Origin of the sequence: Yoonia sp. (assembly GCF_030731595.1) — a bacterium.
GTDB lineage: Bacteria > Pseudomonadota > Alphaproteobacteria > Rhodobacterales > Rhodobacteraceae > Yoonia.
The window spans coordinates 1-25,568 of the sequence record NZ_JANQTS010000010.1 but is presented as its reverse complement, the minus strand read 5'-3'; the positions used below and the strand labels follow the sequence as shown (position 1 = coordinate 25,568).

The following is a 25,568-nucleotide window of genomic DNA, read 5'->3' as shown; positions in this document are numbered from 1 at the left end:
GAAGAGGTGAACCAATAGGCCCCGGTGATATAGACCGCGACCAAGGTAGGGACCGCATCTCCGCGATGGTGAAGCCCGCCGAAGATCACCAACAACAGACCGAATGTGGCAATGATTTCGGAAAACCATTGTGAAACGCCGGTGCGGTCTGTTGTGGAAATCTGCAATATGGACAGTTCGAACATCAGATGCGCGGCCCAAACGCCCAGGATCGCGCCGAGGATCTGCACGATGGAATAGAAAAGCGCGTCCTTGGCTGCAATCTCGCCACGGAGAAAGAAGGCCAGGGTCACGGCAGGGTTGAAATGCGCGCCAGAGACCGGCCCCAAGGTCGTGATCAAGGCATAAAGGATACAGCCCGTGGCAATCGCATTCGCCAGCAGTGCGATGGCCGTATTCCCGTCAGCGAGGGCTGCGCCCATAATCCCCGACCCCACAACACCAATCAGCAGGAATGCGGTGCCCAAACCTTCGGCGAGTAGTTTTTGCATGTATGGGCCTTGGCTATTGGCGGGGCTTCAACGCCCCCGCCTACTGTCGTTATGTAAAGGATTTGTGACAGGTCCGCCGTTACTCTTCATACCACCACACGTCGGGCTGCCAGCCCGGCCAGTCGCCAAAGATCGGCATATAGTCGGGGTATTTCAGCTCTTTGGCATGGGCAAGGCGGCTGATGTTCCACTGATAGATCGGGATCACATAGCGGCCAGAGGTCAGGATACGGTCCAGCGCTTTCACCGCAGCCACAAAATCATCCTGGCTTTCCGAGGTCAGCAAACGCCCGATCATCGCGTCGATCGCAGGGGATTTGACCCCCATCAGATTGCGCCCGCCAGGGCGGTCCGCGCTTTCACTGCCATAGTAGTTGTATTGCTCGTTACCCGGCGAGAGCGAGACACCCAACCGGTAATAGGTCATGTCAAAGTCATAGGCGTCGGTGCGTTCTTTGAACTGGGCGCTGTCGGCCACGCTGACCGTTGGCGAGACCCCGATACGGGCCAGTGATTCCACATACATATCAATGATGGATTGGTTTTCGGATGACCCTTGCGGCAGCAAGATGTCAAAGGTGAAAGCCTCTCCTGCGCTGTTCTTCATCACGCCGTCCTGCACCGTCCAGCCTGCGGCCTCCATCTGGGCAAGGGCCGCTGCGGTGCCCGCGCGGTTGCGCTCGGTGCCATCGCTGACGGGCAGGCTATAGCCTTCCAGAGCGCCCGGGATCAGATCAGCGGCGAAAGGTGCGAGGAATTCCTGCACGCGCCCCTCTGCCGGCCCGTTCGACATGCCCAAGGGGGAGTTGGACCAGTAAGAGGTGATGCGCGGCTGCGCCGATCCTGTCATTGCTTCGTTCACGAACTCGAAGTTGAAAATCTGGATCATCGCATCGCGCACGCGCCAGTCCGCAAACTGGTCGCGGCGCGTGTTCATGACGAATCCCGTCATACCAGAGGGGCGTTCGTGGGGCAGGACGGACAGCACAACGTCGCCCGCTTCGACAGCAGGGAAATTATACTGGCTTTCCCAACGGGCCACGTTGAATTCGCGGTTCGAATTCACTTCTCCCACCTTGAAAGCCTCGAAAGCGGCGGTTTCATCGCCGAAGAATTCCAGCCGCACTTCGTCGATGTTGTTGGTGCCCACACGGAACGGGACATCCTTGCCCCAGTAATCGGGGTTGCGGCGCAGCGAGACAAAGCGCCCCGGTTCGAAATCATCCAGAATGTAGGGAGCGGAGGTGATCGGCACGATCTCGGTTGTGCTTTCGGCGAAATCGACACCTTCCCACTGGGCCTTTTTCAGGATCGGGCGCAGGCCCGCCAAGAGTGCGAGTTCACGGTCCTCCACATTGAAGGTGAAACGGACAGAACGCTCACCTGTCTGTTCCATGCTTGCGACCTTTTCCCAAAAACCAAGATACCGGGGGTGGCCCACCGTGCCGAGTGTCTCGTAAGACCACATCACGTCTTCGATGGTCACAGGGCTGCCATCAGAGAAGGCGGCACCCTCGCGCAGCGTGAATTCGACCCACTCTCGATTCGGCCCAGTCTCGACCGATTCGGCCAAAACGCCGTAAAGTGTGAAAGGTTCGTCCAAAGAGCGGCCCATAAAGCTCTCGCCCAGAAAAAATCGCAACTGCCACGGCACAGACCCTTTGCGGATGAACGGGTTGAGACTGTCGAAACTGCCGACCTCTGCCGTGACGATCCGGCCGCCTGTGGGGGCCTGCGGGTTTACATAGGGCAGGGACACAAAATCAGGTGGCATGGCAGGGTCGCCATACATAGCTATGCCATGTTGGGGTTCGGCGGTTGCAGCTTGTGCGACGACGCCGAAAGCGAGTGCTGCCGCGACGGCACGAACCCTTTGTGTGAAACTGACAGTCATTTTGTCGTGCCCCCTGCTGTTGGTTTGCCTGTTCATGACGGATCGTAATGAGGGTTACCAACCTTTTCAAACTTTTAGCTTGGAGGCGGGCGATGGATTGCTTATAAAGAGGGCACTGCTCGATAGGTTTCTTGCCTGTATGAAACCTGCCTCAATAACTTTACGCCCGCCTTGTGCGGGCGTTTTTTTTAGGGCTATCGGAAGCGTGACGTGGCTTTTGCAGTTGCAGCATATAGACTGAGTCGCAACGCAAAGAATCGGAGCCAAGATATGTCACTTGCAGGAAAAACCGCCGTCATCACGGGATCAAACTCGGGGATCGGCCTCGGTATCGCCCGTGAATTGGCCAAAGCGGGCGCCAATGTCGTGCTGAATTCTTTCACCGACACCCCCGAAGACCATGCACTGGCCGCCGAGATCGCAGATGTGACCGGCGTGCAGGCGAAATATGTGCAGGCGGATATGTCCAAGGGCGAGGATTGCCGCCGGTTGATCGTGGCGGCCGGAGGCTGCGATATTCTGGTGAACAACGCAGGCATCCAGCATGTGGCCCCCGTGCAGGATTTCCCGACCGCGAAATGGGATGCCATCATCGCCATCAATCTCACCTCTGCCTTCCATACCACGGCCGCCGCCGTCACCGGTATGCGCGAGCGCGGCTATGGGCGGATCATCAACATCGCCTCGGCCCACGGGCTGACAGCCTCGCCCTATAAATCGGCCTATGTGGCTGCCAAGCACGGCATCGTCGGCTTTACCAAGACCATCGGCCTTGAAACCGCGCGTGATCCGATCACCTGCAATGCCATCTGCCCCGGCTATGTGCTGACGCCCTTGGTCGAAGCGCAAATCCCCGACACGATGAAAGAATACGGCATGTCCCGCGAAGAGGTGATCGAGAACGTGATGCTCCAACGCCAGCCTTCAAAGGAATTCGCGACAGTCGAGCAGTTGGGCGGCACGGCGGTGTTCCTCTGTTCGGATGCCGCAGCGCAAATCACCGGCACCACGATCAGCGTTGATGGTGGCTGGACGGCGTTGTGAAACGGATCAACCTTGCCCTGCAAGGCGGGGGCGCGCATGGCGCGTTCACTTGGGGTGTGCTGTGCCGGTTGCTGCACGAAGAAGATATTGAAATCGCAGCTATTTCCGGCACGTCTGCGGGGGCTTTGAATGCGGCCGCGCTCAAATCCGGCTGGGTTGCGGGTGGACGCGAAGGCGCCATCGAAAACCTTGACTGGCTGTGGGAACAGATCGGCGCGGTCACCGACCCGATGTTCACGCCCTGGATCGGTGCGATAGGGTCCACCGCCGAGGCTTGGGCCAAAGCCATGAAGTATTCACCAGTCTATTCGGCCTTTGACATGACAACGCGGATGTTTTCGCCCTATGTCTACGGCCCCGCGATGCAGAACCCGCTGGAAAGGATCGTCAGCCAGTTCCACTATGATGCGGTCTGCGCCAAAGGCGGGCCAGCCTTGCACATCTGTGCCACCAACGTGCGCTCTGGCAAGATCCGCGTCTTTACGGGGGACGAGATCATGCCCAAGGTCATCATGGCCTCGGCCTGTCTGCCCAGCCTGTTTCAAGCCGTGGAATTTGAAGACCCCCAGACCGGCAAGGTCGAGGCGTTCTGGGATGGGGGATATACAGGCAACCCTGCACTATATCCATTATTTTCCAATACCTTGCCAGATGATCTTATTGTTGTGAATATCAACCCGCTGTACCGCGAGGACCTGCCGATCGACAGCCAGTCCATCGAGAACCGTATCAACGAGATCAGCTTTAACAGCTCGCTCTTGCGTGAATTGCGCGCGATAGCTTTCGTCAAGCGGTTGCTGGCCGAAGGGGCGATCAAGAAAGGCACGATGAAGGACGTCTTGGTGCATATGATTGCGGATGACGACCTGATGAATGCGTTGAATGTGGCCACAAAATCCATTCCCACGCCGGTGATTCTGGCGCGGCTGAAAGAAGCGGGAGAGGCTGCGGCAGATCGGTTCCTCAAGACGCACAAGAAGGACTTGGGCAAGCGCAGTACGGTCGATCTGGCTGCGATGTTCAGCTAAGCAGCTTGATCGCCAAGGCCCACATCACGAGCCCGATCAGCACATCCAGAATGCGCCAAGCACGCGCCGATTGCATGACAGGGGCCAGCAAGCGTGCGCCATAGCCCAGACTGAAGAAGAAAACGAAAGAGGATGTGACAGCCCCTATGCCAAAGGCTGCTTTCTCGGCCGGATCAATGAATTGGGTCGAGACAGCACCCACCAGCCCGAGCGTATCAAGATAGACATGCGGGTTCAGCCAGGTGAAAGCAGCGCCTGTGGCCAAGGTGGCCCAAAGCCCTGCCGACTTTCCTGACAAATGCATGGCGTATTGCCCTTTCCATGCAGCCAGCAAGCGCAAAGCGCCATAGACCAGCAGGAACGCCGCACCACCCCATGCCATGATTTGCGGCAACAGGGGGTACAGTTGGACAATCGCACCAAACCCCAGAACTCCGGCTGTGATCAACAAGGCGTCGGAGGCCGCACAGAGCATGCAAAGCCAGAAAACATGCTGCCCGACCAGCCCTTGGCGCAGCACAAAAGCATTCTGTGCGCCAATCGCAAGGATCAGCGCAAAGGCCGTGGCAAATCCCGTAATTGCGGGGGTTATCATAGGTTATTCAGCAACTTCTGGCATCTCGGAGGCAACTTTCCCGTTGGGATAGACAAGCCCGGCTGAAATCACCAGTTTCGCCGCATCTTCGACCGTCATATCAAGAGGCTGGACATCGCGTTGTGGCAGAAACAGCAAAAAACCCGATGTGGGGTTGGGCGTTGTCGGCAGAAAGACCGTGACCATGGGTTCGCCATCATTCAGTTTGCTGTGTATCTCGCCCTTGGCGTTGGTCGAGATAAAGGCAATCGCCCAAATCCCCTTGCGCGGATATTCGACCAGACAGGCTTTGTCGAACGAGGTTTCACGCTGTGAAAAGACAGTCTCGGCGATCTGTTTGACCGCGTTATAGATCGACCGGACCACGGGCATGCGATCAACCATGCGCTCGCCCAGATTAAGAAAAGACCGCCCGATCAGTCCCTTGCCGATCCAGCCCACCAGAACCGTGAAGATCAGGAAGACGAAAACGCCGACACCGCGCACATTCACTTCGATCTCGTTGCCGGGTTCGCGCCCCAGCAGGTAGTTCAGGATTGCATCGGGCTGATAGGCCTGTGGGACAAACGGCCAAACCCAGCTATCGACCAAGCCCACAACCGTCCAGATCAACCACAGGGTCATGGCGATTGGGGCGACGATAATCAATCCGGCAAGGAAATTGCTCCGCAAACGGGCGATAATGCCCGGCCGCGGCCGCCGTTTTAAGTCCTCGTTGATAGGGTCGGTCATTGCAGCGATCCATTTAAGGTTGCTTTGGACATTTAGGGTGTGTGGCTGCTCTCAGCAAGCACTGGCACGTCATCCGGTCGGCGATTTACCCATGGCGATGGCTATTTGTGCAGCAAGCCGCGCATTATTGCGCACAAGGGCAATATTGGCCGTCAAAGACCGCCCTTGTGTCAGCTCGAAGATGCGCCCCAGCAGGAAAGGCGTCACTGCTTTGGCGCTGATCCCCTGTGCTGCGGCTTCGTCCAAGGCCTGTGTAATGACGGGGCGCAGCGTTTCTGCGGGGATTTCGGCATCCAGCGGGATCGGGTTGGCCACCAATTGCCCGCCGCGCAGCCCCATGCTGGTGCGGGTGATCTGCGCCTGTGCGATCAGTGCGGCACTGTCCATGCGCAGCGGGGCAGGCATGTCCGATTGCGCGGACCAAAAGGCGGGAAGGACGTCCTGACCAAAGGCAATGACCGGCACCCCCAAGGTTTCAAGCACTTCAAAGGTCTTGGGCAAGTCCAGAATCGCCTTTGCACCGGCACAGACAACCGTGACGGGAGTTTGCGCCAATTCGTGCAGATCGGCCGAGATATCAAAGCTGAGTTCAGCGCCCCGATGCACGCCACCGATCCCGCCGGTGGCAAAGACATGTATCCCCGCCAGATGCGCCGCGATCATTGTCGCCGCGACCGTCGTGGCCCCGGTGCCACCTGTCGCGATACAGGCCGCCATGTCCGCGCGCGACAGCTTGGCCACGTTTTGCGCTTGGCCCAGTTGATCCAGTTGCGCATCCTCTAGCCCCACATGCAGCAGGCCATCGAGCACCGCAATCGTGGCAGGGACGGCGCCCGCCGCGCGGACATCATCCTCGACCAGACGGGCGGTTTCCACGTTCTGCGGGAAAGGCATGCCATGGGTGATGATCGTGCTTTCCAGTGCGACAAGTGCCGCGCCGGACTGACGTGCCGCGGCCACTTCGCGGCTGTATTGGATCGGGATCATAAAGGCGTGTCTCCAGAGACATAGGTTGCAGCCGCATTCAAGGCGCGGGTCAGGGCGGCGGCGCGGTCCATCCCCTGTGCCTCTGATGCGATATGGGCGGCCATAAAGGTGTCACCCGCGCCGGTCACCCGTGTGACCATGACAGCGGGCGGCGTCTGGGTCATGATATCGCCCGCCGTGCCTTCTGATGCCGATTTGCCGCCGTCCGTTACCAGCACCCGATGCGCGCCGCGCGCGATCAGCCCCGCCGCACCACTGGCTGAATCGGCGAATGTGGTCTGGCACAGCAACCCCGCTTCTTCGAGGTTGACATAGAGCGTCGCAGAGGGATGGCCCAGCAAGGCCAGCAACCGTTCCGCCTTACCGGGCGAGGCAGGGGCCACACGCAGATCAGCCGCTGCAAAAAGCGGCGAGGTTGCGATGGTTTGCAGCAACTCTTCGGTCAGGTTGCCATCCAGCGCCACAGGTCCGGCAAAAGGGGCCTCTGCGGTGCCAAGTGCGCCACTGGCCAAAGGGCGCAAGATCTTGTCGCCCGCAGCCTCGAGCGAATGGGCATCGGCCACGGCCGCGACCAATCCGTTGGCGCCTTCAATCGCCATATAGACATCCGTGGGCAGATCATCAGACCGATAGATATGATCGCAGACCATCCCCATGCGCAGCGCCTCGGCAACCAGTTCTTCACCCTCTGGATCACGGCCAATCGCGGTCAACAGGGCAGGGGTCATGCGAAACCGCCGCAACGTCATGGCGATATTCATGGCCACACCACCGGGCAGCCGCGTAATGCGCCCCGGCACGTCCGACCCAACCCGCATATGGCTGGCAGATCGCCCGATCACATCCCAAAGGACGGACCCGATGCAGAGAATATCAGGGCTCTTGTTCATAGCCGCCTTGTGACCGAGAGCCTGCGCAAGGGCAAGCCTTACCCGGGCACCGCAAAGGTCAGATTGGCCCAGAGCGTTTCCCAGACAGCACCGGTGCTGGCCATCAGCTGCGCGCTTGGTTCGCGCAGTACAACCGCATCGACCATGTAGCTGTAACCCGGACGCACGGGGAAGACCGCGATACCTTCGGCATTTGTCCGATAAAGCGAGATGGCGACGGTGCCGTTCGGGGCCTTTTCAAAGACCTCGACCTGCGTATCGGGGCGCACATCATTGCGATAATAGACCTGCACCCGAAAGCCGGTCACAAGATCATCGGTATAGGGGTTGTTGAGCGCAACGATCTCGGTCTCGAGCCCCACGCGGCGGTCAGCACCTTCGCTATTGCCGACACCGAAAAGCGTTTTGACATGCCGCGAATAAACTTCTTTGAAGCCATCGACCGAAATACCGCGCGCCTCGTGACGGCTCAGGACATCGCCAAAGTCCTTGTGATTCACAAAATTCTGGAATTTTTCCCAGTTTTCATAATCGACAGTGGCGTTATTGGCCTGATAGGCCGCGATGTTCAGGCCCTCTGCAATGGGATCTTGCTGCAATGCGGGCATATCGCCGGGGCGACCCGTGACACGCGCCGAGCTATTGCCCGAGAAAAGGGCGAAATTGACAAATCGTTGCGGAAGGTACGGTAATTTTGCACCTGTAAACTCTTGCCCATTGACGATATGAGCCTCAAGTCTACCGTCCTGTTCTACCTGATAGGCCAGCGGTTCGATCCAGAATTCATGGGCCGCGACGGGTGCGGCGATAAGGCTGAAAACGAGGGCAAGAATGCGCATAACAACTTCCTTTTTGGCTGGGGCAAGGGTGGCCTTTCTGCGCGCATTGTCAAGCGCAGCCCTGATCTGGATCACGACCCTGTCAGCAGCATACGCCCATGAGGTTTTGCCGTCCATCGGCGACATGCGCGAGGGTGATGGCCAAGTCACCTTTGAAATCCGCGCCAATCTGGAAAGTTTCATTGCAGGTATCAATCTGACTGAGACCGAGAATACCAATGAAACCGCACAGGCATCGACTTACGACGAATTGCGCGCCCTTGCACCCGAGGCGCTTGCCGAAAAGTTCGTTGCGTTCTGGCCCGACATGGCGGCCCGCATCACGATCACAGCGGACGGTGTCCCGCTGACACCGGTTTTGACGGATGTGCGCATTGATCCTGTCGGGGATGTCGAGGTCGTGCGCCCTTCGATTTTCACATTCAGTGCAGAACTGCCTGACGACGCACAAACCTTGCAAATGGGCTGGGGGCCGGAGTTTGGGGTGCTGGTCCTGCGCCAGATGGATGTGCCCGCCCCCTATGACGGGTATCTCGAAGCCGGTAGCCTGTCCGACGATATCCCGCTTTATGGCGGCGGGCAGGCGACGTGGCTTGAATCCTTCATCGGCTATATTCCCGTAGGCTTTGACCACATCGTGCCCAAGGGGCTGGACCATATCCTCTTCGTTCTGGGCCTGTTTTTCCTCTCCACCCGCCTGCGGCCCTTGCTGTTGCAAGTCTCGCTTTTCACCCTGGCGCATACGATCACGCTGGCGCTTGCGGGTTTGGGCTATGTCAGCGTTCCCGGCAGTATCGTCGAGCCGCTGATTGCCGCCTCTATCGTATTTGTCGCGGTCGAAAACATCTGGGCCAGAGGTATCAGCAGGTGGCGCCCCTTTGTCATTTTTGGTTTCGGCTTGCTGCACGGGTTGGGCTTTGCCTCTGTGCTGGGCGAATTCGGTCTGCCCGAGAACACCTTTGTGGCGGCCCTCATCGGATTTAACGTGGGCGTCGAGATCGGCCAACTGGCGGTAATCTCGCTGATGTTCTTGTGTATCTGGCAGGCGGTGCGGATTGACCGTGGCATGAATGAAGTCGGGCAGGGGTTTGCGGTCTATTCCGTTCTTCTGATCATCGCGGTCGCGCTGGCCCTGCTGAACCCGGCTGGCCTTGCAACCGCGCTGGAAAATCCTGTCTGGCTTTTTGCGGCACCGCTCGCGGCGATCTTTGTCTTTTGCATGGCCTCTATCCATTTCCGCGATCATCAGGCGGCGTTCCACCGGATTGTCGCTATTCCTGCCTCGCTCGCCATCGCCTTTGTGGGGGCCTACTGGTTCGTCGAGCGCGTCTTTCTCTAGGCCGCACTGATCGGCCCTATGAAAATAAAGGACCATGTGGCCCGCAGCCACTTGCCACCCGCAATTTCCGCGTCTATACGGCGCGCACTTAATCCCGCAGGCGGGGGCGGGTGTGTTGGGGAGAAATCCCAAGGCATCCACCGGTTGGCGAAACGCTGATCCCCCGCTGAGGCTAGAAACCGGAAAAGGAAAAGACATGGCTCTACCCGAGTTCACCATGCGTCAGCTGCTTGAAGCAGGCGTACACTTTGGTCACCAGACCGCGCGCTGGAACCCCAAGATGGATCAATACATCTATGGTTCGCGCAACGGCATCCACATCATGGACCTGACACAGACGGTTCCAATGCTGGACCAGGCACTGCAAGTCATTCGTGACACCGTCGCCAAAGGCGGCCGCATCCTGTTCGTCGGCACAAAGCGTCAGGCTGCAAAGCCGATCATGGACGCCGCCGAGAAATCCGCACAGTTCTACATGAACCACCGCTGGCTGGGTGGCACACTCACCAACTGGCAGACAGTTTCGCAGTCGATCAACCGTCTGAAGGCCATCGACGAGGCCTCTGCAAACGGCTTTGCCGGTCTGACCAAGAAAGAGCGTCTTGGCATGGAACGCGAGCAGGGCAAACTGCAAGCCTCTTTGGGCGGTATCCGCGAAATGGGCGGCGTGCCTGACCTTCTGTTCGTCATCGACGTGAACAAAGAAGACCTGGCCATCGCTGAAGCCAACAAGCTGGGTATCCCTGTTGTGGCGATCGTTGACACCAACTGCTCGCCTCTTGGCATCGACTATGTCATCCCCGGCAACGACGACGCGGCCCGCGCAATCGCGCTTTATACCGATCTGGCAGCACGTGCGGCCCTTGACGGCATGACAGCGCAACTGGGTGCTGCAGGCGTCGACATGGGTGCGATGGAAGAACTGGCGGAAGAAGTTGTTGCTGAAGAAGCAGCCGCTGAAGCAGAAGCCAACGCATAACACGCGTCACATAACAGTCGGGCAGGGGCGTTATGTCCCGCCTGCAATACATTTTACCTCTTGAGGAGAAGAAACATGGCAATCACCGCTGCAATGGTGAAAGACCTGCGCGACAGCACAGGCGCAGGCATGATGGACGCCAAGAAGGCGCTGACAGAAACTGATGGCGACATGGAAGCGGCAGTCGATTGGCTGCGCACCAAAGGTCTTGCGAAAGCGGCCAAGAAATCCGGTCGTACTGCCGCCGAGGGCCTTGTGGCTGTTGCGGTCAAGGACGGCAAAGGTGTTGCGGTTGAAGTCAACTCCGAGACCGACTTTGTTGCGAAAAACGCTGATTTCCAGAAAATGGTCGCCGGGATCGCGACGACGGCATTGGGCGCATCTGACATCGACAGCCTGAAAGCGGCCGATCTTGGTGGCAAGACAGTGGAACAGACTGTGATTGATGCTGTGGCTGTCATTGGCGAAAACATGTCCGTGCGCCGTATGGCTGCACTGGAAGGTGGCACTGTGGTCAACTATGTCCACAACGCCGCAGCCCCCGGCATGGGCAGCATCGGTGTTCTGGTCGCGATGACCGGCGACAACGAAGCCTTTGGCCGTCAGGTCGCCATGCATATCGCAGCTGCAAACCCTGCCGCCTTGGCCGAAGCCGATCTTGATCCGGCGGTTGTCGAAAAAGAAAAGCAGGTCCAGATGGACATCGCGCGCGAAAGCGGCAAGCCAGAAGCGGTGATCGAAAAGATGATCGTGGGCCGGATGCAGAAATACATGGCCGAAGTCACATTGCTGAGCCAGCAGTTCGTGGTGAACCCGGATCTGACAGTCGGTGCAGCAGCAGCAGAAGCCGGCGTTGAAATCACCGGTTTCGTCCGCCTCGAAGTCGGCGAAGGCATCGAGAAAGTCGAAGAAGACTTTGCCGCCGAAGTGGCCAAGCTGAACGCCTAAGGCGGTCTCGGCACATCAAAGAAAGCAAAACGGCCCGCACGCACACGCGGGCCGTTTTTCTTTTCCGGGGAGAAAAGACGCGGTGCCGTGCGAGGAAGAATGCACGGCACCGCTACGATTTTTGCGCCGGACCAATTCGGGACGAAGCCCGACGCTCATCGAAGCGCTGACAGAATTGGGCAAACCCTCTTTTGACAGCATGCGAACACACAGGGCCTTGAAATCGCAAGGTTATGTATCCGCCGTTCCCAGGCTAAAGCCACCACTCACGGAACATGATCAGCTTTGCAGTTTACGCCGCGTCACGAAAGTAAGGTTATCCTGACCATCACGCAGCTATCTGATTTTGGCCGTTGCGTCACAGGCAAGAATCTTGCGTCAGAGGTCCGCGTCGATCACAAACATCTGGTTGTAGAATGCCGCTTTCAGGACCGCTTGGGCGGTCGTTTCCACATCCAATGCCTCGCGTGCCAGCCGCAGGTGCTTTTCAACTGTGGCCGGTGTCAGCTCCAGCAGCACCGCGATATCTTGCGTGGTTTTGCCGTCGCCCACCCACTGCAAAACCTCGCGCTGGCGTTTGGTCAGGTGACGATCACCCGAATAGGGCAGCGTCAGCAGTTTGAGGTGCATGACATTGTTCATCACGATGATCTCGTCACCGTGTTTGGCCCATGTCTGCTCGACCGTATCCTGGGACACGCCGGCAGGGGCCGTGAGTGCAATGGCACCCTTTGTCCGCTCGGAAATAGAGCGAAAGCTGATGGTATAGCCGGCAGTCACACCCATGGATTTATTGAATTCCATGACCCGTCGCTCGCTTGGCGTCAGGTTTTCGACGCGGTTCATATCCATCATCCAGCGCCAGCTGCATGCCCCGTCATTTGCCAGCGCCCACCGCAGCATGGGCGCATGATAGTAAAGGCCCTCGTCAAAGAAAACCTTCATATATTCAGGGCTTTGGGTGGAAAGAAGGACCCAGTCCTGCGGATCACCAAGGCCGCTGGATGTGCGGTAGCGGGTAAAACCATACATCACGCGATCAAAGCCATAGGCCGACATCAGCGCGGTATGTTCTTTCCACAGTTGCTCGACCGAACGGGCATTTGTAAGTTTATCAAGCTGGGCTACAAAAGTCGTCATCACCCTTCTCCGATATAGGCCATGATTGCCTCTATCGCGAGCGGATACCCGGCGGCCCCAAACCCACAAATCTGCCCAACAGCAACCGGCGCGATATAGGATTTCTTTCGAAACTCCTCGCGCGCGTGAATATTGGACAAATGCAACTCGACAACAGGGACCATGATGCTGGAAATCGCATCCATCAACGCAACAGAGGTATGTGTATAAGCGCCCGCATTCAGAATGATCCCCGAAAATTTACCACGCGCATCGTGCAGGGTATCGACCAGCACGCCTTCATGGTTGCTTTGGCGAAAGTCGACATGAATACCCAATGCGGCAGCCTTCGCTTGGCAAAGCGCCTCGATATCAGCAAGGGTTGTAGGCCCATAGACTTCGGGCTGGCGGGTGCCAAGCAAATTGAGGTTCGGGCCATTCAGGATCAGGATTGAGCGGGTCATGCGGTGTCTGTAGCACTATTAACCATTTGGTCAAAACGGATTTCTATGCCGGGTAGGTTCCTTTTTTCAGACCGGTGAAGCGGCATCACAAGCGCAAAGGGCAGGGGCGTCTTGTGATCATGTACCGATTGACGCAAACTTGCCGGCAACGCGATCATTGATTGCAGCCGCCCTTTACTGGATCACAGACCCATGCGAGTCCTTGCAATCACGACCATGCGGAATGAAGCACCATTCATTCTGGAATGGATCGCATACCACCAGCATATCGGCGTTACTGATTTCCTGATTTTCAGCAATGACTGCGAGGATGGCACCGATCTGCTGCTGGACCGGCTTGATGCCATGGGCTGTGTCAGCCATGTCCGCAATCACAGCCGTGGCAAGAAAACGGTTCAATGGCGGGCACTGAACAAAGCCCGACAGCATCCACTGACAAAACAGGCCGATTGGATTTATGTCACAGATGTCGATGAATTTCTTTGCATCCATATTGGCGACGGCACGATCAAGGATCTTTTGCAGCACTGCCCAGAGGCGGACGGCTTTGCCATTCCCTGGCGGATGTTCGGCAACAACGACATTGCCGTATTCGAGGATAAGCCGGTTCTGCAACAATTCACCAAGGCGGCCCCTGACGCATTGCTTTGGCCGTGGCGCGCAGTGCAGTTCAAATCGCTGTTTCGCAATGATGGGGGCTATGAGCGCCTTGGCGTGCATCGCCCGCGCCGACAGAAGGACAGCACAAAGGATCATTGGGTCGATGGCAACGGGCAGACGCTTGCTGCGGTGCCCGGCACCGTCGTTCCCAACCTCAACCCGCGGTACGGGCTGGCACAGATCAATCACTATGCGCTTGGCTCTATCGAGAGTTTTCTGGTGAAGGTCGCGCGGGGCAGGCCCAACCACACCAGCGCACCGATTGATCTGGCATATTGGTCCGATCGCAATTTCAACGACGTCGAAGACCGGCGTATTCTCAGGCATCAGGATGCGGTCGCGGCAGGGGTCAAGACCTTGCGCCGCGACCCAGAGATTGCGCAGCTGCATGACGCAGGCGTTGCATGGCGCAAGGCGCGCATTGCAGCGCTGCTTCGGGAATCCGACAGTTTTTACATGATGGCGCGTCTGCGGCAGATGCCCGCGACAAAAGTCCTGCCGGATGATCTGCAAAAGAGTCTTTTCCGCGGGTTGATGACCGTCCGCCAAGACGAGATGAAGCGCAAGCGTGAGGCAGCCAAGAAAGATCAGTGATTGGTTTGCTCGGGCAATGCGACCGTAAAGAACCAGTCGCCTTCGGGGTCTTGATCGACGATGTCATCTGGGATCACGTCAGGGCCTGCCAGAAAGACATTCGCGCCAAAATGCCCGTGCAAGCGTGAAAGCTTTGACAGGCGCGCGCCGGTCAAGCTGTCGTAGAACTGCGCATAGTCATCCCGCGCCCGCAGTTCGCTGATCTTTTCGCGGTGTTTGGTGACGCAAAAATCATGCATTTGCGCAATGTCGGGATCTGCCATCAGTTTGGACAATTCCTTTTGCATCAGCGGCAAAAGACGTTGAATAGAGATATCCTCTGTAGCGTTGTTGTTCATGCGAAACCAATAACTTAGCCCTTGATCCCGATCCACGTGATTGACCCTGCCGCGGTCGCGTTTGACCAGAAAGCTTTGGGTGGACCGCACCGCATAGTGATTGAGTTGCACAAGATCGTAGCCATAGGTGCTTGCGCTCGAGCGCCACCCGTTGCGATAGATCTTGCGCGGCAACGGCGCGCCCGACCCATTGACCCAGTTGATGTCCTCCCAAAGCTGCGGGTTCAGGCCTTTGGGCCGATGCACCCCCAGTTTCTTGAACAGTCCGATGTTCTGAAAAAGTGTTTTGAACCCCCACGCCTGATGCGGTTTGCGGATATACTCCGGCGCACAGCGCGTAAATTGCGCGATGATCGGCGCATCGGCAAAAGCATGTATGTCGGCATTGCCAAAAAGACGCCACGTCATCGCGATCAGATTGGCATCAGGGACCGCTGCAAACAGTGCATCGAGAGTTCCATCCCCTGTCTTGATGTTCACATATTCATCGACATCAATGCAGGCGACCCATTTTGCGGTCTTCACAACAGGTTCAAGCTCGGCCATTTGCAGGGCGGCATGCTGGGGCCGCAAATTCATGTCGCGAAACCTGTTTTCCCGATGCTGCACCAGCCCCTTTTGCATCAGCATGGCAAGCATGAGATCGGTGCCATCCGTGCAATCATTCGTGTAAATCAGGAAATCGTCAAAACCGATCGCCCGATGAAACGCCAGCCATTCAAGGATAAAGGGCCCTTCGTTTTTCATCGTGGTCACGATCGCACAGCGCCCGCGCGCGTCAGTGGCCGGAGAGGGTGCGCGGTCCGGCACCCGCACCGGATCATGGCCAAAATAGTCCACCGCCTGCGCCAAAAGGGGGGGATGTTCGACCAAAGAGGTCTTGGGGACGATTCTGGAAATCTTGTTTGTTGGATGACGCAGGGCCATGTGCCGGTAAAAGTGCCGGGATTGGGTCTGGTCAGGCAAGGCGTTGACAATACGAAGCTGACGCCAAATCACATCGGTGGGCAATTTTCTTGGCGCAATGCACCATCTTTTCGGCCCCCCGCCTGCATCGAATTGCGTGCAGATATGATCGCCGAATTGGGCTTTGCTGCCTTGCCGCAATCGCCAAGGATAGCACTGCTGACCAACCAGACTGACCACACCACTTTGCGACCGATCGGCGGCGTCAAAAAGGGTTTCATCACCGGGAACGGCCAGATCATGAACATCAAGGTTCGCCACGGCGCGCGCACGGTCGAGGAACCGCCGTCGGGCAATCTCGTACCACGAAATCGCCCCAAGCGGGGCTCCCCAAGGATCGGGATCGGGCACTTTCATGCGATCTTTGCCCGCAGCACCGTCCACGCAAAACGGGTGCGCCTCGTGGGGCATGTCGGCCACCCCCATGGGCATATCCGATCTCACAACCAAGACAGAGCAAGTCAGTCCCCGTTTGGTCAGCCCGGCGGATAAAGCGTCGGCAAATCCTGTGTCGTCTTGTGGTTTGGCGCGATCAAGGATGACCGCAGCGGTCAGCCCGTGCAGTTCACTATGATAGGCAAGCCAATCAAGAACAATCTGTGGCGACTCTCCATTGCGGACAGAGACAAGCGCATTCGCGCCATCAAAGAGCTCCAACTCGGCCTTGGCAGGCCGGAGGGTCGCGCTTTCACCTGCAATCGCAAAGCGGCAGTCCGCGCCCGGCGGCATCTGATAGGTCAGAATGGATGCGCCAGCGACCTTGTTGACAGACATCAACACCGCACCGTCAGGACAAGCGATCTGTGCGGGCGGTACGGCGAATGCGAAGAAAAGCGTCACATATCTGTGTGTGCCCTCGCTGTGTTCCACCACATCGCGCAGCCTTGTTTCACCGATCCGCTGGCCGATCAGTTCGCGTTGGATGACCTGTCCTGTCATGTCAACGGATGGCCTGTGGTGGGAAAGCGAAGACGCCCTATGAAACTGGTCACGAGATTGCATTTCTCTACATCAGTCATTTCAGCCCGTCAGATAGCGTTCTCTTTGCCTGAAATGATGGTTCACATGTCGCACAAGCTTGGTCTCATGGATCACCGCAAGGGTCAAGCGATCCGCCATGAGAGCGCTTTCAGCGGCACGTCGCCAATGCGCCCGATTCTTGCGAAAGGCGCCGGCCTTCACCATCTGCCCATCGGCTGGCACGCAAAGCCAAACCACGCAGGAAGCGGGGTTTCGCACATCCTGTTGCAAAGCCGCACCGATAAGGCTCTATTGGCAAGCGGCGTTGCGCGGGTTTTGCCGGGCAATGTGGTTGCGTCTCCAATCCAACTGTTCGAAAAGATAGCATGTTGCAGCTACCAGAAATTGCGTCCCTTTGGATTGGTCCGGAACTGTCATGGCTCGAGCAGCTATGCCTGAAGTCTTTCGCGGACGCAGGGCATCACACGACTTTGTACAGTTACGCGCCAATTTCAAACTTGCCTGACGGGGTGCATGCGGGGGATGCCGCGGATATCTATGGGTCCGGGCGCATTTTGCGCCATGAACGCACCGGAAGCCCCGCAATTCATGCCGACATCTGGCGGCTACATTTGCTGAAAAAGACCAACAAGATCTGGGTTGACGCGGACATGTACTGCTACCGTCCGTTTGCATTCGAGCGCCAGTCGGTCTTTGGCTGGGAAAAGCCGGGCCTGATCTGCAACGCCGTGCTGGGGCTCCCGAAAACCTCGCCCGCTTTAAAGGCGTTGTTGGCGTTTTTTGAAGACGAATACGCGATAGCGCCCTGGCTCAAGCCTTGGCAGCAACGGGCGTTGTCAGAGGCAAAAGAAGCCGGACGGCCGGTACATATGACCGCGCAAGACTGGGGCTTTACCGGTCCGGCATCCGTGACCTGGTACTTGGAAGAAACCAAAGAAAGCAAATATGCCGAGCCAGAGGCCGTCTTCTATCCTGTTTCCTTCAAGGATCGGAACAAGATGATCCAAAAGCGGTATGATATCGCGGCGCAAATCTCTGATCAGACCAAAGGCATTCATTTCTGGGCGCGGCGGATGAAACCGCGTCTGGAGGAAAAAGAGAATAACCGCCCGAAATCGGGCAGCTTTATGGATCAGCTTATCGAAAAACATGGGATTGATCCCTCTGCTGCGCCTATCCCACGCAAGAAGAATGTCACAATGTCAGACGCATCCAGCTCCCGTCGTTTCAATGATCCAACAAGCCTGCTTTTGGCACGGCTCGACACCAAGAGGCTGACACGCATCGTCGATGTGGGTGCCAATCCGCTGTCACCGCCGCCCTATGACCAGCTTCTTAAACAAGGCGGTTGCGAGGTTTGGGGCTTCGAACCGCACCCCGAAGCTTTTGCAGAGCTTCAAAAGACGAAAACCGCGCGCGAGACCTATTTCCCCTATGCCATTGGCGATGGGTCGGACGAAATCCTGCATATCTATCGCGAAAGCGGTCTGACCTCGATCTTCAAACCCTATCAGGGCGCTTTGCGGTTTCTGGGGCGGTCGAAGCGCAACATTGAACTGATCGAAGAAGTCCCGCTGCAAACAAAGCGTCTGGATGATCTGGAAGATGTGACCGATTTCGATGTGCTCAAGATTGATGTGCAAGGGGCCGAACTGAAGGTTTTCCAAGGTGCGCGCGAAAAACTTGCGCAGGCGGTGGTCGTTATTCCCGAGATCAGGTTCTACCAGCTCTACGAAGATGAACCGATGTTGGGGGGCGTCGATATCGAATTGAGGCGGCAAGGCTTTCAACTGCATAAGTTCATGTTCGAAAAGCAAAAAGTCATACCGAACTCGCAGATCGATCAATTAAGGCGGACAGAACACCGCAATCAGGTGATCGACGGGGACGGTGTCTATGTCCGCGATCTTGGCCAGGTTGATCTTTATTCGGACGACCAGTTGAAACACTTGGCGATTGCAGCGACGGCTGTTTTCGAAAGCTATGATCTGGCGCTTTTCTGTCTGGATGAACTGGTGAAACGCGGCGCTGTTGCGGCCAGTCTTCCGGCCGACTATGTGGCCGTCTTGCCCAAAGCGGGACGCAAAGAGCCGTGACACCACACCCAGACAATCAAGGGCCAGACCGAAGGTTTTTTCTTGCGCTGACTGTGAAAAACGAGGCGCCAAACCTGTGGGAATGGGTCGCGTATCATCGCGCGATCGGCTTTACCGATATCGCAATCTATCAAAATGATAGCGAAGATGGGACGCAGAAAATCCTGCGGACGATGGAAAAGGCAGGCTTTGTCCAGTATTTTCGCAACCCCAGCAGCAACAAGGGCTGGCAGAACAAGGCCTACCGCCGCGCATCGCGCCTTGAGGCGTTCAAGTCGGCGGAATGGGCCATGTCGCTTGACTGTGACGAATTTCTGGTGGTCAGGGTAGGGGGCCGACGTGTGAGCGATCTGGTCGATGCGCTGCCCCCGTCCGCAAACGCCTGTACAGTGCATTGGAAAGCATTCGGAAGCTCGCATCACATCACCTCTCCCAAAGGGCTGGTCACAGAGCAATTTACGCTGGCCGAGCATCCCGACCGCATCATCGAACGCCAGATGGGTTTCAAATCCATCTTCAAGCCATCGGGATATCGGCGGATCGGCATCCATAAACCGAAAGACGCGTTCCCAGAGACCGCGTCGGTCTTCTGCAATGCTTCAGGTCTGCTGCTGGACCCTGACGTCGGCACCGGTTGGCGATCGAAAGATCCCGGCGGACGGTCATTGGCCCAAGTCAACCATTACGCCTTGCGCGACCTTGAGCGGTTCATCGTAAAATCCGGCCGCGGTCGGACTGCCAACCATCAGCGGCGCGTCGACACAGACTATTGGCGGGCCTTCGATATCAACGATGTCGCCGACACCGCAGCGCTTTCGCAGGCGTCCGAGACAAAGGCAGAGATGAAACGCATGGATGACAAGACGCGAGGGCGGCTTTCGATCCTGACAGAAGAGGGGGTCAAAGCCACCCGCGCGGTCTTTGACGATCTGATGCAGGATGACTATTATCGCAATATCTATGATGAAATCTCAGCCAGTCTGCGCGATGCCACACCGTCTGAATCTATGAAGGCACATGCAAGGAAATGACGCAGAAGCTGGTGTATGACGACATTATCGTCACAAATGGCATCAAGGTGCCATTTGTCCCCGAGATCATCACCCCGGTGATCGAACGTCCGATGCGCAACGGGCGCTACGAGACAGGCGAATGCAAGGCCTTGTCCGACCTTCTTCAAGCTGGTGACACGGTTCTCGAGCTTGGTGCGGGGGTTGGATTACTTTCGACCGTTGCGGCCCTGTCTGAAGGCGTCAAAAAAGTCATCACCGTCGAGGCAAACCCCGAAATCATCCCTTTGATCAAAGAGACGCACCGCTTGAACGGCGCCCGAAACGTGACGCTGGTGAATGCAATTGCCATGACGGGCAAGACCAAAGCGGCAAACTTCTATCTTCGAAAAGACTTTTGGGCGTCCTCGATGGAACCTGACAGCAGACCCTACGAGCGGGCGGTGAAAGTTCCCGGATGCAACATTTCGCAGCTTGTCGCAGAACACCGGCCAACAGTTATCGTCTGTGACATCGAAGGCGGAGAATTGGGGTTGTTTGATGATGTCGACTTGTCCGGCGTCAGGGCGATTATCATCGAATTTCACGCCAAGGTTTATGGTCAAAAGAACGTGGACGCCATCTCGCGGCTCTTTGCAAAAAACGGGCTTGCAGTTGTACCGGTCGACAAACCGACCACTGTCCGTCGTTTCCTGCGTCGCCAGCCATCCCTTGCCGAACAAAACTGGCCGCCACGTGACCCGCGTTTCCTTGTTACAACCTGCATGAAAGATGAAGGGCCTTTCATTCTGGAATGGATTGCATGGCATAAGTCGATCGGCGTGCAAGACTTTGTCGTGTTCTCGAACGATTGTTCGGACGGCACGGACCTCATCCTCGACAGGCTCGAGGCGATGGGCTATTTGCGCCACCTGCCAAATCCCGCGATTGCAACAGGCAGCACGTTCTTTCAACCTGCTGCGCTGTCCTACACGCCGCATCTGCCGCAATGGCGCAAGGCAGATTTCTACATATCGATGGACGTGGATGAATTCATCAATGTCAGGGTAGGGGACGGCAAAATGTCGGACCTTCTGGCCGCCACGGGCTTTTTCGATGCACTTTCCATGTCAGAACTGATTCATGGCGCGAACGAACAGCTGACCTTTATCCCAGGCTTGGTGACCGAGCAATTTCCAAGACATCAAAGCGAAACACCGGGTTTTCGCAAATCGCAGCGCGGCGTAAAGACCATAACGCGCATTTCGGAAAAACTTGCCAAGCCACGCAATCATCGACCGGATTTTCACGCAGATCAGGCGGAACCGGTCTGGCTGGACGGATCAGGTCGACCGGTCGAGACTCTGCCGGCTGATCCAGCCTTGAATGGCATCGACGTCAGAGGAAGCTACGATCTCGTTGCGCTCGATCATTTTCCGCTGCGCTCGCTTGAAAGCTACCTGATCAAGATGTTCCGGGGCGATGTGGTTGTGAAAGGAAACCGCGTTTCACAACGCTACTGGCGCCTGAGGAACCGCAACGAAGAAAACACATCGACATTCGCACGACAGCAGCCGGACTTTCGCGCCGAGCTGGGCAAACTGTTGTCGGACACAAGTTTGCGGGATCTGCATGAACGCGCGTGCAACATTCATTTGGCGAGGGCCAAACAGCTAATTGAAAGGTCCGAGTATCGCGCGCGCCGCGACTGGATACTCGAAAACGATTGGCACACAGCATAGGGGTGCATGTCCACGCGCGCCGATCAGTCCGGCCTTGTGGGTTCTTTACGCCACTTAATATTACATAATACTGATTATGCGATTATTGGACATCTTAAATCAAGATGGTTTTGTTTCGAAAAATCAATACATTGCGAAGCTCTCTTGAACTCACTGCTTTGCAGTCTTCATTTCCGCCCTGCTGTCATCATGCTGCAACCGGTGCGATTTTCACTCTGTGAATTCTTTGACCTATGCCGCATAATTGGCAGATGAATGTGTCTCGACGCCGTATCTTTGGGTTATTGACCGGCTTGGCTCTGGCTTTGGCTGTGGCGGGCAGTTTGTCATTTCCCGCGCTAGAGCGACATTACATGCGCCAGCAAGCAGCACAGAATGCCGTGCCACTTCAACTGGCTGTCGAAGGCTTGCGGGCCGCTATTGACCGCTATGCACCCCTGCCCGCGCTGATTGCCGAGCGGCCGTCGCTGACGGCCTTGCTTGCTGATCCAGACAATAGCGCATTGCGCGACGCAGTGAACGAAGACCTGCGGCAGACTGCGGCGACGGTGCGTGCGTCGGACGTCTATCTCATGGATATCTCAGGGCTTACTTTGGCTGCCGCCTCTTATCGCGAGGCCGGAACCTATCTGGGCCGGAACTTCAGCTATCAATCCTACTTTAGCCAGGCCCTGAACGGCGATCTGTCCAGCTTTTCCGTCTACGGCACGACAACGGGCGAGCGCGGCTATTTCTACGCAGCCCCTGTCGAAGTTGGAGAAAGAATTGTCGGTGTTCTGGCGGTAAAGTTCAATATCGCGGCATTCGAAAGCATCTGGCGCGGTGCCACCAGCGAATTCATGGTCACGGACCGGAACGATTTTGTCTTTATGTCATCGCGTCCCGACTGGCACTTTCGCGCGATCAGACCGCTGAGTGATGCGACCTTGCGCGTTATTGCGCAAAACCTGCAATATCCCATCGACCGGATCGAACTGCTGCCCATCACCCAAACGCCGCTTGACGCGGACTCTGACTATGTGGTCATCGAAGGGCCCGAGCGCGAAGGATTTGTGCTGACTTCACAACAGCTTACCGACCTGAATTGGACCATGTCGTCGCTGTCGCCAAACCGTCCCGCGACCTTGAATGCTTTGACGACGCTGCTGATCGCCGGCCTGACGGCCTTGCTTCTTCTGGGTGGCCTTTTGGCCTATATGCTCAAACAGGCCCGTCAGGCAGAGGCTTTCGCCCAAGAGCAAAAGGCAAAACGCCTGCTTGAGGCTGCCGTTGTCGCTCGGACTGCCGACCTTCAGACAGCGCTGGCCGATCTGAAGCAAACGCAGACCGACCTTATTCAGGCAGGCAAGCTATCGGCCCTTGGCCAGATGTCCGCCGCCCTGTCGCATGAATTCAATCAACCGCTCGCGGCGGTCAAATCCTATGCCGACAATGCAGGCGCCTTTCTTGACCGCGACCGCATTCCAGAGGCGCGCGAGAATATCAACCGCATCTCCAAGATGGCCGACCGGATGGCCACGATTTCCGCCCATCTGCGCAACTTTGCCCGCCGCCCGCAGCAAGCGACCGGACCGCTGTTGTTGAACGCCGTGGTGCTCGATGCGATTGCGGTTGTCGAAATGCGGATCGCTTCGGAGGGTGGCCAGATCGACTATACGCCGCCAGATCATGATGTTTGGGTCACGGGCGGGCATGTGCGCTTGCAGCAGGTGATCGTCAATCTGCTCAATAACGCACTGGATGCGATGGCGGATCAGAAAGACCGCGTGGTCCAGATCTGGGTCGATGGCACCACCCTGCGGGTGCGCGACACTGGATCAGGCATTGATCCCGCCACACTTCCAAATATCTTTGACCCGTTCTTTACAACCAAAGCGCCCGGCAAGGGCCTTGGTCTTGGGCTGTCGATCTCTTTCAATATTGTCACCGACTTTGGCGGCACGATCACGGCAGACAACGACCCGGGCGGAGGGGCTGTGTTTTCCGTGGTTCTGCAACCTGCCCGCCCGGTCGAGGTTGCCGCACAATGACCCAGACCGTCCTGTTCGTGGATGACGAAGAAGAACTGCGCAATGCCACCAGCCAGACCCTGATGCTGGCTGATCTGCCTGCAATGATCCTGGACAAGGCCGAACTGGCATTGGCCCAGATCAGTCGGGGCTTCGATGGGGTGCTGGTGACGGACATTCGCATGCCCGATCACGACGGGCTTTGGCTGATGCGCAAAGTGCTCGAGATTGATCCGGAGTTTCCGGTGATCCTTGTAACGGGCCATGGCGATGTAAACCTTGCGGTCGCATCCATACGCGAAGGGGCCTATGATTTCATCGAAAAGCCCTTTGCCCCTTCCCGCCTTGTCAGCACGATCCAGCGCGCCTTGGACAAACGGCGGCTGACGCTCGAGAACCGGTCGCTCAAACGCGAGGTTGGCGGACGCGACAAGATCGAGGCACGGCTGATCGGCCGCTCTGACGCCATGGTCGCGCTGCGCAAGGAAGTGCGGGCCATTGCCGCAACAGATGCAGATGTGCTGATCACCGGAGCCACAGGGGTTGGCAAGGACGTGACCGCCCACGCGCTGCATGATCTGTCGGCGCGGGGTCCGCACCCGTTTGTGCATATCAACTGTGCCGCCCTGCCCGTCGATCTGGTCGAATCCGAACTCTTTGGCCATGAGGCCGGCGCTTTTCCCGGCGCCATGCGCGCCCGTTTCGGCAAGTTTGAATTTGCCCGTCAAGGCACCGTTTTTCTGGACGAGATCGACAGCCTGCCTGTCACCGTACAAGCCAAGTTGCTGCATGCTATTCAAGCGCGGCGGATCACGCGGTTGGGCGCGAATGATCCTGTGAGTTTGGACATCAGGATCATTGCCGCCGCCAAGACAGACCTTGCAGATGCCGTGGCCCAAGGCACCTTCCGCGCCGATCTGCTTTACCGGCTGAATGTGGTCACGATCCATGTGCCACCGCTCAGCGACAGGCGCGATGACATCCCGTCACTCTTTCTCAACCTCGCGGCCCAAGCGGCCGCGCGCTATTCAAAACAGATGCCGGATGTGCCCGCCGAGGTTTTGGCGCAAATGGCGACAAAGGACTGGCCGGGCAATGTACGCGAATTGCGCAATGCGGCGGATCGGTTTGTGCTCGGGTTGGATCCGGCTACTTCTACCAACGCGAATAGCACCCAAGACACGCTGTCAGACCGGATGGCCGCGCACGAAAAATCCCTGATTCTTGCGGCTCTCACAGCACATGGGGGCAGCCTGAAACAGACCTACGAAGCCTTGGGCCTGTCGCGCAAAGCGCTTTACGAGAAGATGCAGAAGCACGGGATATCCAAGGCCGACGCGGACAGCTAGGCGCGTTTTGTCCCCTTTTCGACCCACGGCAACGGCGCTTTGTCCCCAATGCGACCCAAAATTTCGATTATTGCAGATGTGTTAACGCAAACATACATAAAGCGCCCTTGTTTTAGGCGGCGCAGATGGTGGAAGTGCCTCCCATGCGATCTAACTGCCTGACGGTGATTAGGTCACGAACGGGCCCGGGAGGGGTCGGAAAAAATATCAGTGGAGGAGCCACACAATGAAAATCGCAGCGCTTATCGCTACAACTGCACTCACAGCCACGTCTGCTTACGCTGACGCGCATATCGACCGGTCCGACTGGCCAACAAGCTTTACCGTCGGCACTGCATCGCAAGGCGGCACATTTTTTGCTTACGGCTCTGGCTGGGCAAACCTTGTGTCCGAAGAACTGGGCATCACCGGCGGCGGCGAAGTCACAGGCGGTCCAATGCAGAACATGGCACTTGTCCACACAGGCGACGCAGCCTTCGGCATGACAACAATGGG

23 protein-coding genes are annotated in these 25,568 nt (G+C 57.3%); 13 read left to right on the top strand and 10 right to left on the bottom strand.

Translation table 11 applies throughout. The features are described from left to right. Both NWQ23_RS01050 and NWQ23_RS01045 read right to left on the bottom strand, forming a co-directional pair. The coding region (locus NWQ23_RS01050; protein ID WP_306164376.1) for an aquaporin at nucleotides 1-491 on the bottom strand (491 nt) is incomplete at its 3' end. A 79-nt stretch (nucleotides 492-570) separates the two neighbouring features. Then, nucleotides 571-2,283 carry an extracellular solute-binding protein gene (locus NWQ23_RS01045; protein WP_372340096.1) on the bottom strand — a complete coding sequence of 571 codons (1,713 nt, stop codon included), beginning with the start codon at nucleotides 2,281-2,283 and terminating at the stop codon, nucleotides 571-573. Nucleotides 2,284-2,655: 372 nt separating this feature from the next. Between NWQ23_RS01045 and NWQ23_RS01040 the strand changes: the two genes are divergently transcribed. Together NWQ23_RS01040 and NWQ23_RS01035 are read left to right on the top strand one after the other, a co-directional pair. After that, the gene (locus tag NWQ23_RS01040; protein WP_306164374.1) at nucleotides 2,656-3,429 is read left to right on the top strand and encodes a 3-hydroxybutyrate dehydrogenase; all 774 of its coding nucleotides are present in this window, start codon (nucleotides 2,656-2,658) and stop codon (nucleotides 3,427-3,429) included. Then, nucleotides 3,426-4,457, top strand: coding sequence for a patatin-like phospholipase family protein (locus NWQ23_RS01035; RefSeq protein WP_306164373.1), 1,032 nt, complete (start codon nucleotides 3,426-3,428; stop codon nucleotides 4,455-4,457). Before NWQ23_RS01040 ends, NWQ23_RS01035 begins: the two co-directional genes overlap by 4 nt. Here NWQ23_RS01035 and NWQ23_RS01030 read toward each other — a convergent pair. From NWQ23_RS01030 to NWQ23_RS01010, 5 genes are all read right to left on the bottom strand, one after another. Then, entirely contained in the window at nucleotides 4,450-5,052 is a 603-nt protein-coding gene (locus NWQ23_RS01030) for a LysE/ArgO family amino acid transporter (protein WP_306164372.1), read from the bottom strand. The genes NWQ23_RS01035 and NWQ23_RS01030 overlap by 8 nt on opposite strands. A 3-nt stretch (nucleotides 5,053-5,055) precedes the next feature. After that, the gene (locus tag NWQ23_RS01025) at nucleotides 5,056-5,784 is read right to left on the bottom strand and encodes a DUF502 domain-containing protein (RefSeq protein ID WP_306164371.1); all 729 of its coding nucleotides are present in this window, start codon (nucleotides 5,782-5,784) and stop codon (nucleotides 5,056-5,058) included. Between the two features lie 69 nt (nucleotides 5,785-5,853). After that, the gene (locus NWQ23_RS01020) at nucleotides 5,854-6,771 is read right to left on the bottom strand and encodes a pseudouridine-5'-phosphate glycosidase (RefSeq protein ID WP_306164370.1); all 918 of its coding nucleotides are present in this window, start codon (nucleotides 6,769-6,771) and stop codon (nucleotides 5,854-5,856) included. Further along, complete coding sequence (locus tag NWQ23_RS01015) at nucleotides 6,768-7,661, bottom strand: PfkB family carbohydrate kinase (RefSeq protein ID WP_306164369.1); 894 nt, start codon at nucleotides 7,659-7,661, stop codon at nucleotides 6,768-6,770. The genes NWQ23_RS01020 and NWQ23_RS01015 overlap by 4 nt, the downstream gene beginning before the upstream one ends. A gap of 38 nt (nucleotides 7,662-7,699) precedes the next feature. Continuing rightward, a complete protein-coding gene (locus NWQ23_RS01010) occupies nucleotides 7,700-8,500 on the bottom strand; it encodes a DUF4198 domain-containing protein (protein WP_306164368.1) in 801 nt (266 codons plus the stop codon). Between NWQ23_RS01010 and NWQ23_RS01005 the strand changes: the two genes are divergently transcribed. The 3 genes from NWQ23_RS01005 (at nucleotide 8,493) to tsf (ending at nucleotide 11,766) form a co-directional block, all read left to right on the top strand. Next, nucleotides 8,493-9,839 carry a HupE/UreJ family protein gene (locus NWQ23_RS01005; RefSeq protein WP_306164367.1) on the top strand — a complete coding sequence of 449 codons (1,347 nt, stop codon included), beginning with the start codon at nucleotides 8,493-8,495 and terminating at the stop codon, nucleotides 9,837-9,839. The genes NWQ23_RS01010 and NWQ23_RS01005 overlap by 8 nt on opposite strands. 196 nt (nucleotides 9,840-10,035) lie before the next feature. Next, entirely contained in the window at nucleotides 10,036-10,818 is a 783-nt protein-coding gene (rpsB, locus tag NWQ23_RS01000; protein ID WP_306164366.1) for a 30S ribosomal protein S2, read from the top strand. A gap of 75 nt (nucleotides 10,819-10,893) precedes the next feature. Then, a complete protein-coding gene (tsf, locus tag NWQ23_RS00995; protein ID WP_306164365.1) occupies nucleotides 10,894-11,766 on the top strand; it encodes a translation elongation factor Ts in 873 nt (290 codons plus the stop codon). A gap of 378 nt (nucleotides 11,767-12,144) precedes the next feature. Here the strand turns inward: tsf and NWQ23_RS00990 are convergent, their stop codons facing one another. Both NWQ23_RS00990 and aroQ read right to left on the bottom strand, forming a co-directional pair. Next, entirely contained in the window at nucleotides 12,145-12,906 is a 762-nt protein-coding gene (locus NWQ23_RS00990; RefSeq protein WP_306164364.1) for a LuxR family transcriptional regulator, read from the bottom strand. Then, nucleotides 12,906-13,349, bottom strand: a complete 444-nt coding sequence (gene aroQ / locus NWQ23_RS00985) for a type II 3-dehydroquinate dehydratase (RefSeq protein WP_306164363.1) — start codon at nucleotides 13,347-13,349, stop codon at nucleotides 12,906-12,908. Before aroQ ends, NWQ23_RS00990 begins: the two co-directional genes overlap by 1 nt. A gap of 216 nt (nucleotides 13,350-13,565) precedes the next feature. On the opposite strand from aroQ, the gene NWQ23_RS00980 reads away from it, so the two are divergent. Further along, a complete protein-coding gene (locus NWQ23_RS00980; RefSeq protein WP_306164362.1) occupies nucleotides 13,566-14,603 on the top strand; it encodes a glycosyltransferase family 2 protein in 1,038 nt (345 codons plus the stop codon). Here the strand turns inward: NWQ23_RS00980 and NWQ23_RS00975 are convergent. Further along, entirely contained in the window at nucleotides 14,597-16,846 is a 2,250-nt protein-coding gene (locus NWQ23_RS00975) for a glycosyltransferase family 2 protein (RefSeq protein ID WP_306164361.1), read from the bottom strand. The two genes, NWQ23_RS00980 and NWQ23_RS00975, sit on opposite strands and share 7 nt — an antisense overlap. Nucleotides 16,847-16,885: 39 nt before the next feature. Here NWQ23_RS00975 and NWQ23_RS00970 point away from each other — a divergent pair, with 39 nt between their 5' ends. The 7 genes from NWQ23_RS00970 to NWQ23_RS00940 form a co-directional block, all read left to right on the top strand. Then, the gene (locus NWQ23_RS00970; protein WP_306164360.1) at nucleotides 16,886-17,326 is read left to right on the top strand and encodes a hypothetical protein; all 441 of its coding nucleotides are present in this window, start codon (nucleotides 16,886-16,888) and stop codon (nucleotides 17,324-17,326) included. After that, nucleotides 17,254-18,984, top strand: coding sequence for an FkbM family methyltransferase (locus tag NWQ23_RS00965; RefSeq protein ID WP_306164359.1), 1,731 nt, complete (start codon nucleotides 17,254-17,256; stop codon nucleotides 18,982-18,984). The genes NWQ23_RS00970 and NWQ23_RS00965 overlap by 73 nt, the downstream gene beginning before the upstream one ends. Then, on the top strand, nucleotides 18,981-20,015 hold the full coding sequence (locus NWQ23_RS00960) for a glycosyltransferase family 2 protein (protein ID WP_306164358.1): 1,035 nt from the start codon (nucleotides 18,981-18,983) through the stop codon (nucleotides 20,013-20,015). The genes NWQ23_RS00965 and NWQ23_RS00960 overlap by 4 nt, the downstream gene beginning before the upstream one ends. Then, a complete protein-coding gene (locus tag NWQ23_RS00955; protein ID WP_306164357.1) occupies nucleotides 20,012-21,715 on the top strand; it encodes an FkbM family methyltransferase in 1,704 nt (567 codons plus the stop codon). The genes NWQ23_RS00960 and NWQ23_RS00955 overlap by 4 nt, the downstream gene beginning before the upstream one ends. A 251-nt stretch (nucleotides 21,716-21,966) precedes the next feature. Then, on the top strand, nucleotides 21,967-23,745 hold the full coding sequence (locus NWQ23_RS00950; protein WP_306164356.1) for a sensor histidine kinase: 1,779 nt from the start codon (nucleotides 21,967-21,969) through the stop codon (nucleotides 23,743-23,745). Further along, the gene (locus NWQ23_RS00945) at nucleotides 23,742-25,073 is read left to right on the top strand and encodes a sigma-54 dependent transcriptional regulator (protein WP_306164355.1); all 1,332 of its coding nucleotides are present in this window, start codon (nucleotides 23,742-23,744) and stop codon (nucleotides 25,071-25,073) included. Before NWQ23_RS00950 ends, NWQ23_RS00945 begins: the two co-directional genes overlap by 4 nt. Nucleotides 25,074-25,299: 226 nt before the next feature. Next, nucleotides 25,300-25,568, top strand: a 269-nt coding sequence (locus NWQ23_RS00940; protein WP_306164354.1) for a TAXI family TRAP transporter solute-binding subunit, incomplete at its 3' end; no start/stop codon positions are given.

Excerpts from the sequence above, each read along its gene's own strand:
- NWQ23_RS00945 (WP_306164355.1), top strand. The coding sequence starts at position 23,742 with ATGACCCAGACCGTCCTGTTCGTGGATGACGAAGAAGAACTGCGCAAT.
- NWQ23_RS00965 (WP_306164359.1), top strand. The coding sequence starts at position 17,254 with ATGTTGCAGCTACCAGAAATTGCGTCCCTTTGGATTGGTCCGGAACTG.
- NWQ23_RS00950 (WP_306164356.1), top strand. The coding sequence starts at position 21,967 with ATGAATGTGTCTCGACGCCGTATCTTTGGGTTATTGACCGGCTTGGCT.
- NWQ23_RS00970 (WP_306164360.1), top strand. The coding sequence starts at position 16,886 with ATGAAACTGGTCACGAGATTGCATTTCTCTACATCAGTCATTTCAGCC.
- NWQ23_RS01030 (WP_306164372.1), bottom strand. The coding sequence starts at position 5,052 with ATGATAACCCCCGCAATTACGGGATTTGCCACGGCCTTTGCGCTGATC.
- NWQ23_RS01045 (WP_372340096.1), bottom strand. The coding sequence starts at position 2,283 with ATGTATGGCGACCCTGCCATGCCACCTGATTTTGTGTCCCTGCCCTAT.
- NWQ23_RS01025 (WP_306164371.1), bottom strand. The coding sequence starts at position 5,784 with ATGACCGACCCTATCAACGAGGACTTAAAACGGCGGCCGCGGCCGGGC.
- NWQ23_RS01040 (WP_306164374.1), top strand. The coding sequence starts at position 2,656 with ATGTCACTTGCAGGAAAAACCGCCGTCATCACGGGATCAAACTCGGGG.
- NWQ23_RS01005 (WP_306164367.1), top strand. The coding sequence starts at position 8,493 with ATGCGCATAACAACTTCCTTTTTGGCTGGGGCAAGGGTGGCCTTTCTG.
- NWQ23_RS00990 (WP_306164364.1), bottom strand. The coding sequence starts at position 12,906 with ATGACGACTTTTGTAGCCCAGCTTGATAAACTTACAAATGCCCGTTCG.
- NWQ23_RS01010 (WP_306164368.1), bottom strand. The coding sequence starts at position 8,500 with ATGCGCATTCTTGCCCTCGTTTTCAGCCTTATCGCCGCACCCGTCGCG.
- NWQ23_RS01015 (WP_306164369.1), bottom strand. The coding sequence starts at position 7,661 with ATGAACAAGAGCCCTGATATTCTCTGCATCGGGTCCGTCCTTTGGGAT.
- NWQ23_RS01020 (WP_306164370.1), bottom strand. The coding sequence starts at position 6,771 with ATGATCCCGATCCAATACAGCCGCGAAGTGGCCGCGGCACGTCAGTCC.
- rpsB (WP_306164366.1), top strand. The coding sequence starts at position 10,036 with ATGGCTCTACCCGAGTTCACCATGCGTCAGCTGCTTGAAGCAGGCGTA.
- aroQ (WP_306164363.1), bottom strand. The coding sequence starts at position 13,349 with ATGACCCGCTCAATCCTGATCCTGAATGGCCCGAACCTCAATTTGCTT.
- NWQ23_RS00975 (WP_306164361.1), bottom strand. The coding sequence starts at position 16,846 with ATGACAGGACAGGTCATCCAACGCGAACTGATCGGCCAGCGGATCGGT.
- NWQ23_RS00955 (WP_306164357.1), top strand. The coding sequence starts at position 20,012 with ATGACGCAGAAGCTGGTGTATGACGACATTATCGTCACAAATGGCATC.
- NWQ23_RS00980 (WP_306164362.1), top strand. The coding sequence starts at position 13,566 with ATGCGGAATGAAGCACCATTCATTCTGGAATGGATCGCATACCACCAG.
- tsf (WP_306164365.1), top strand. The coding sequence starts at position 10,894 with ATGGCAATCACCGCTGCAATGGTGAAAGACCTGCGCGACAGCACAGGC.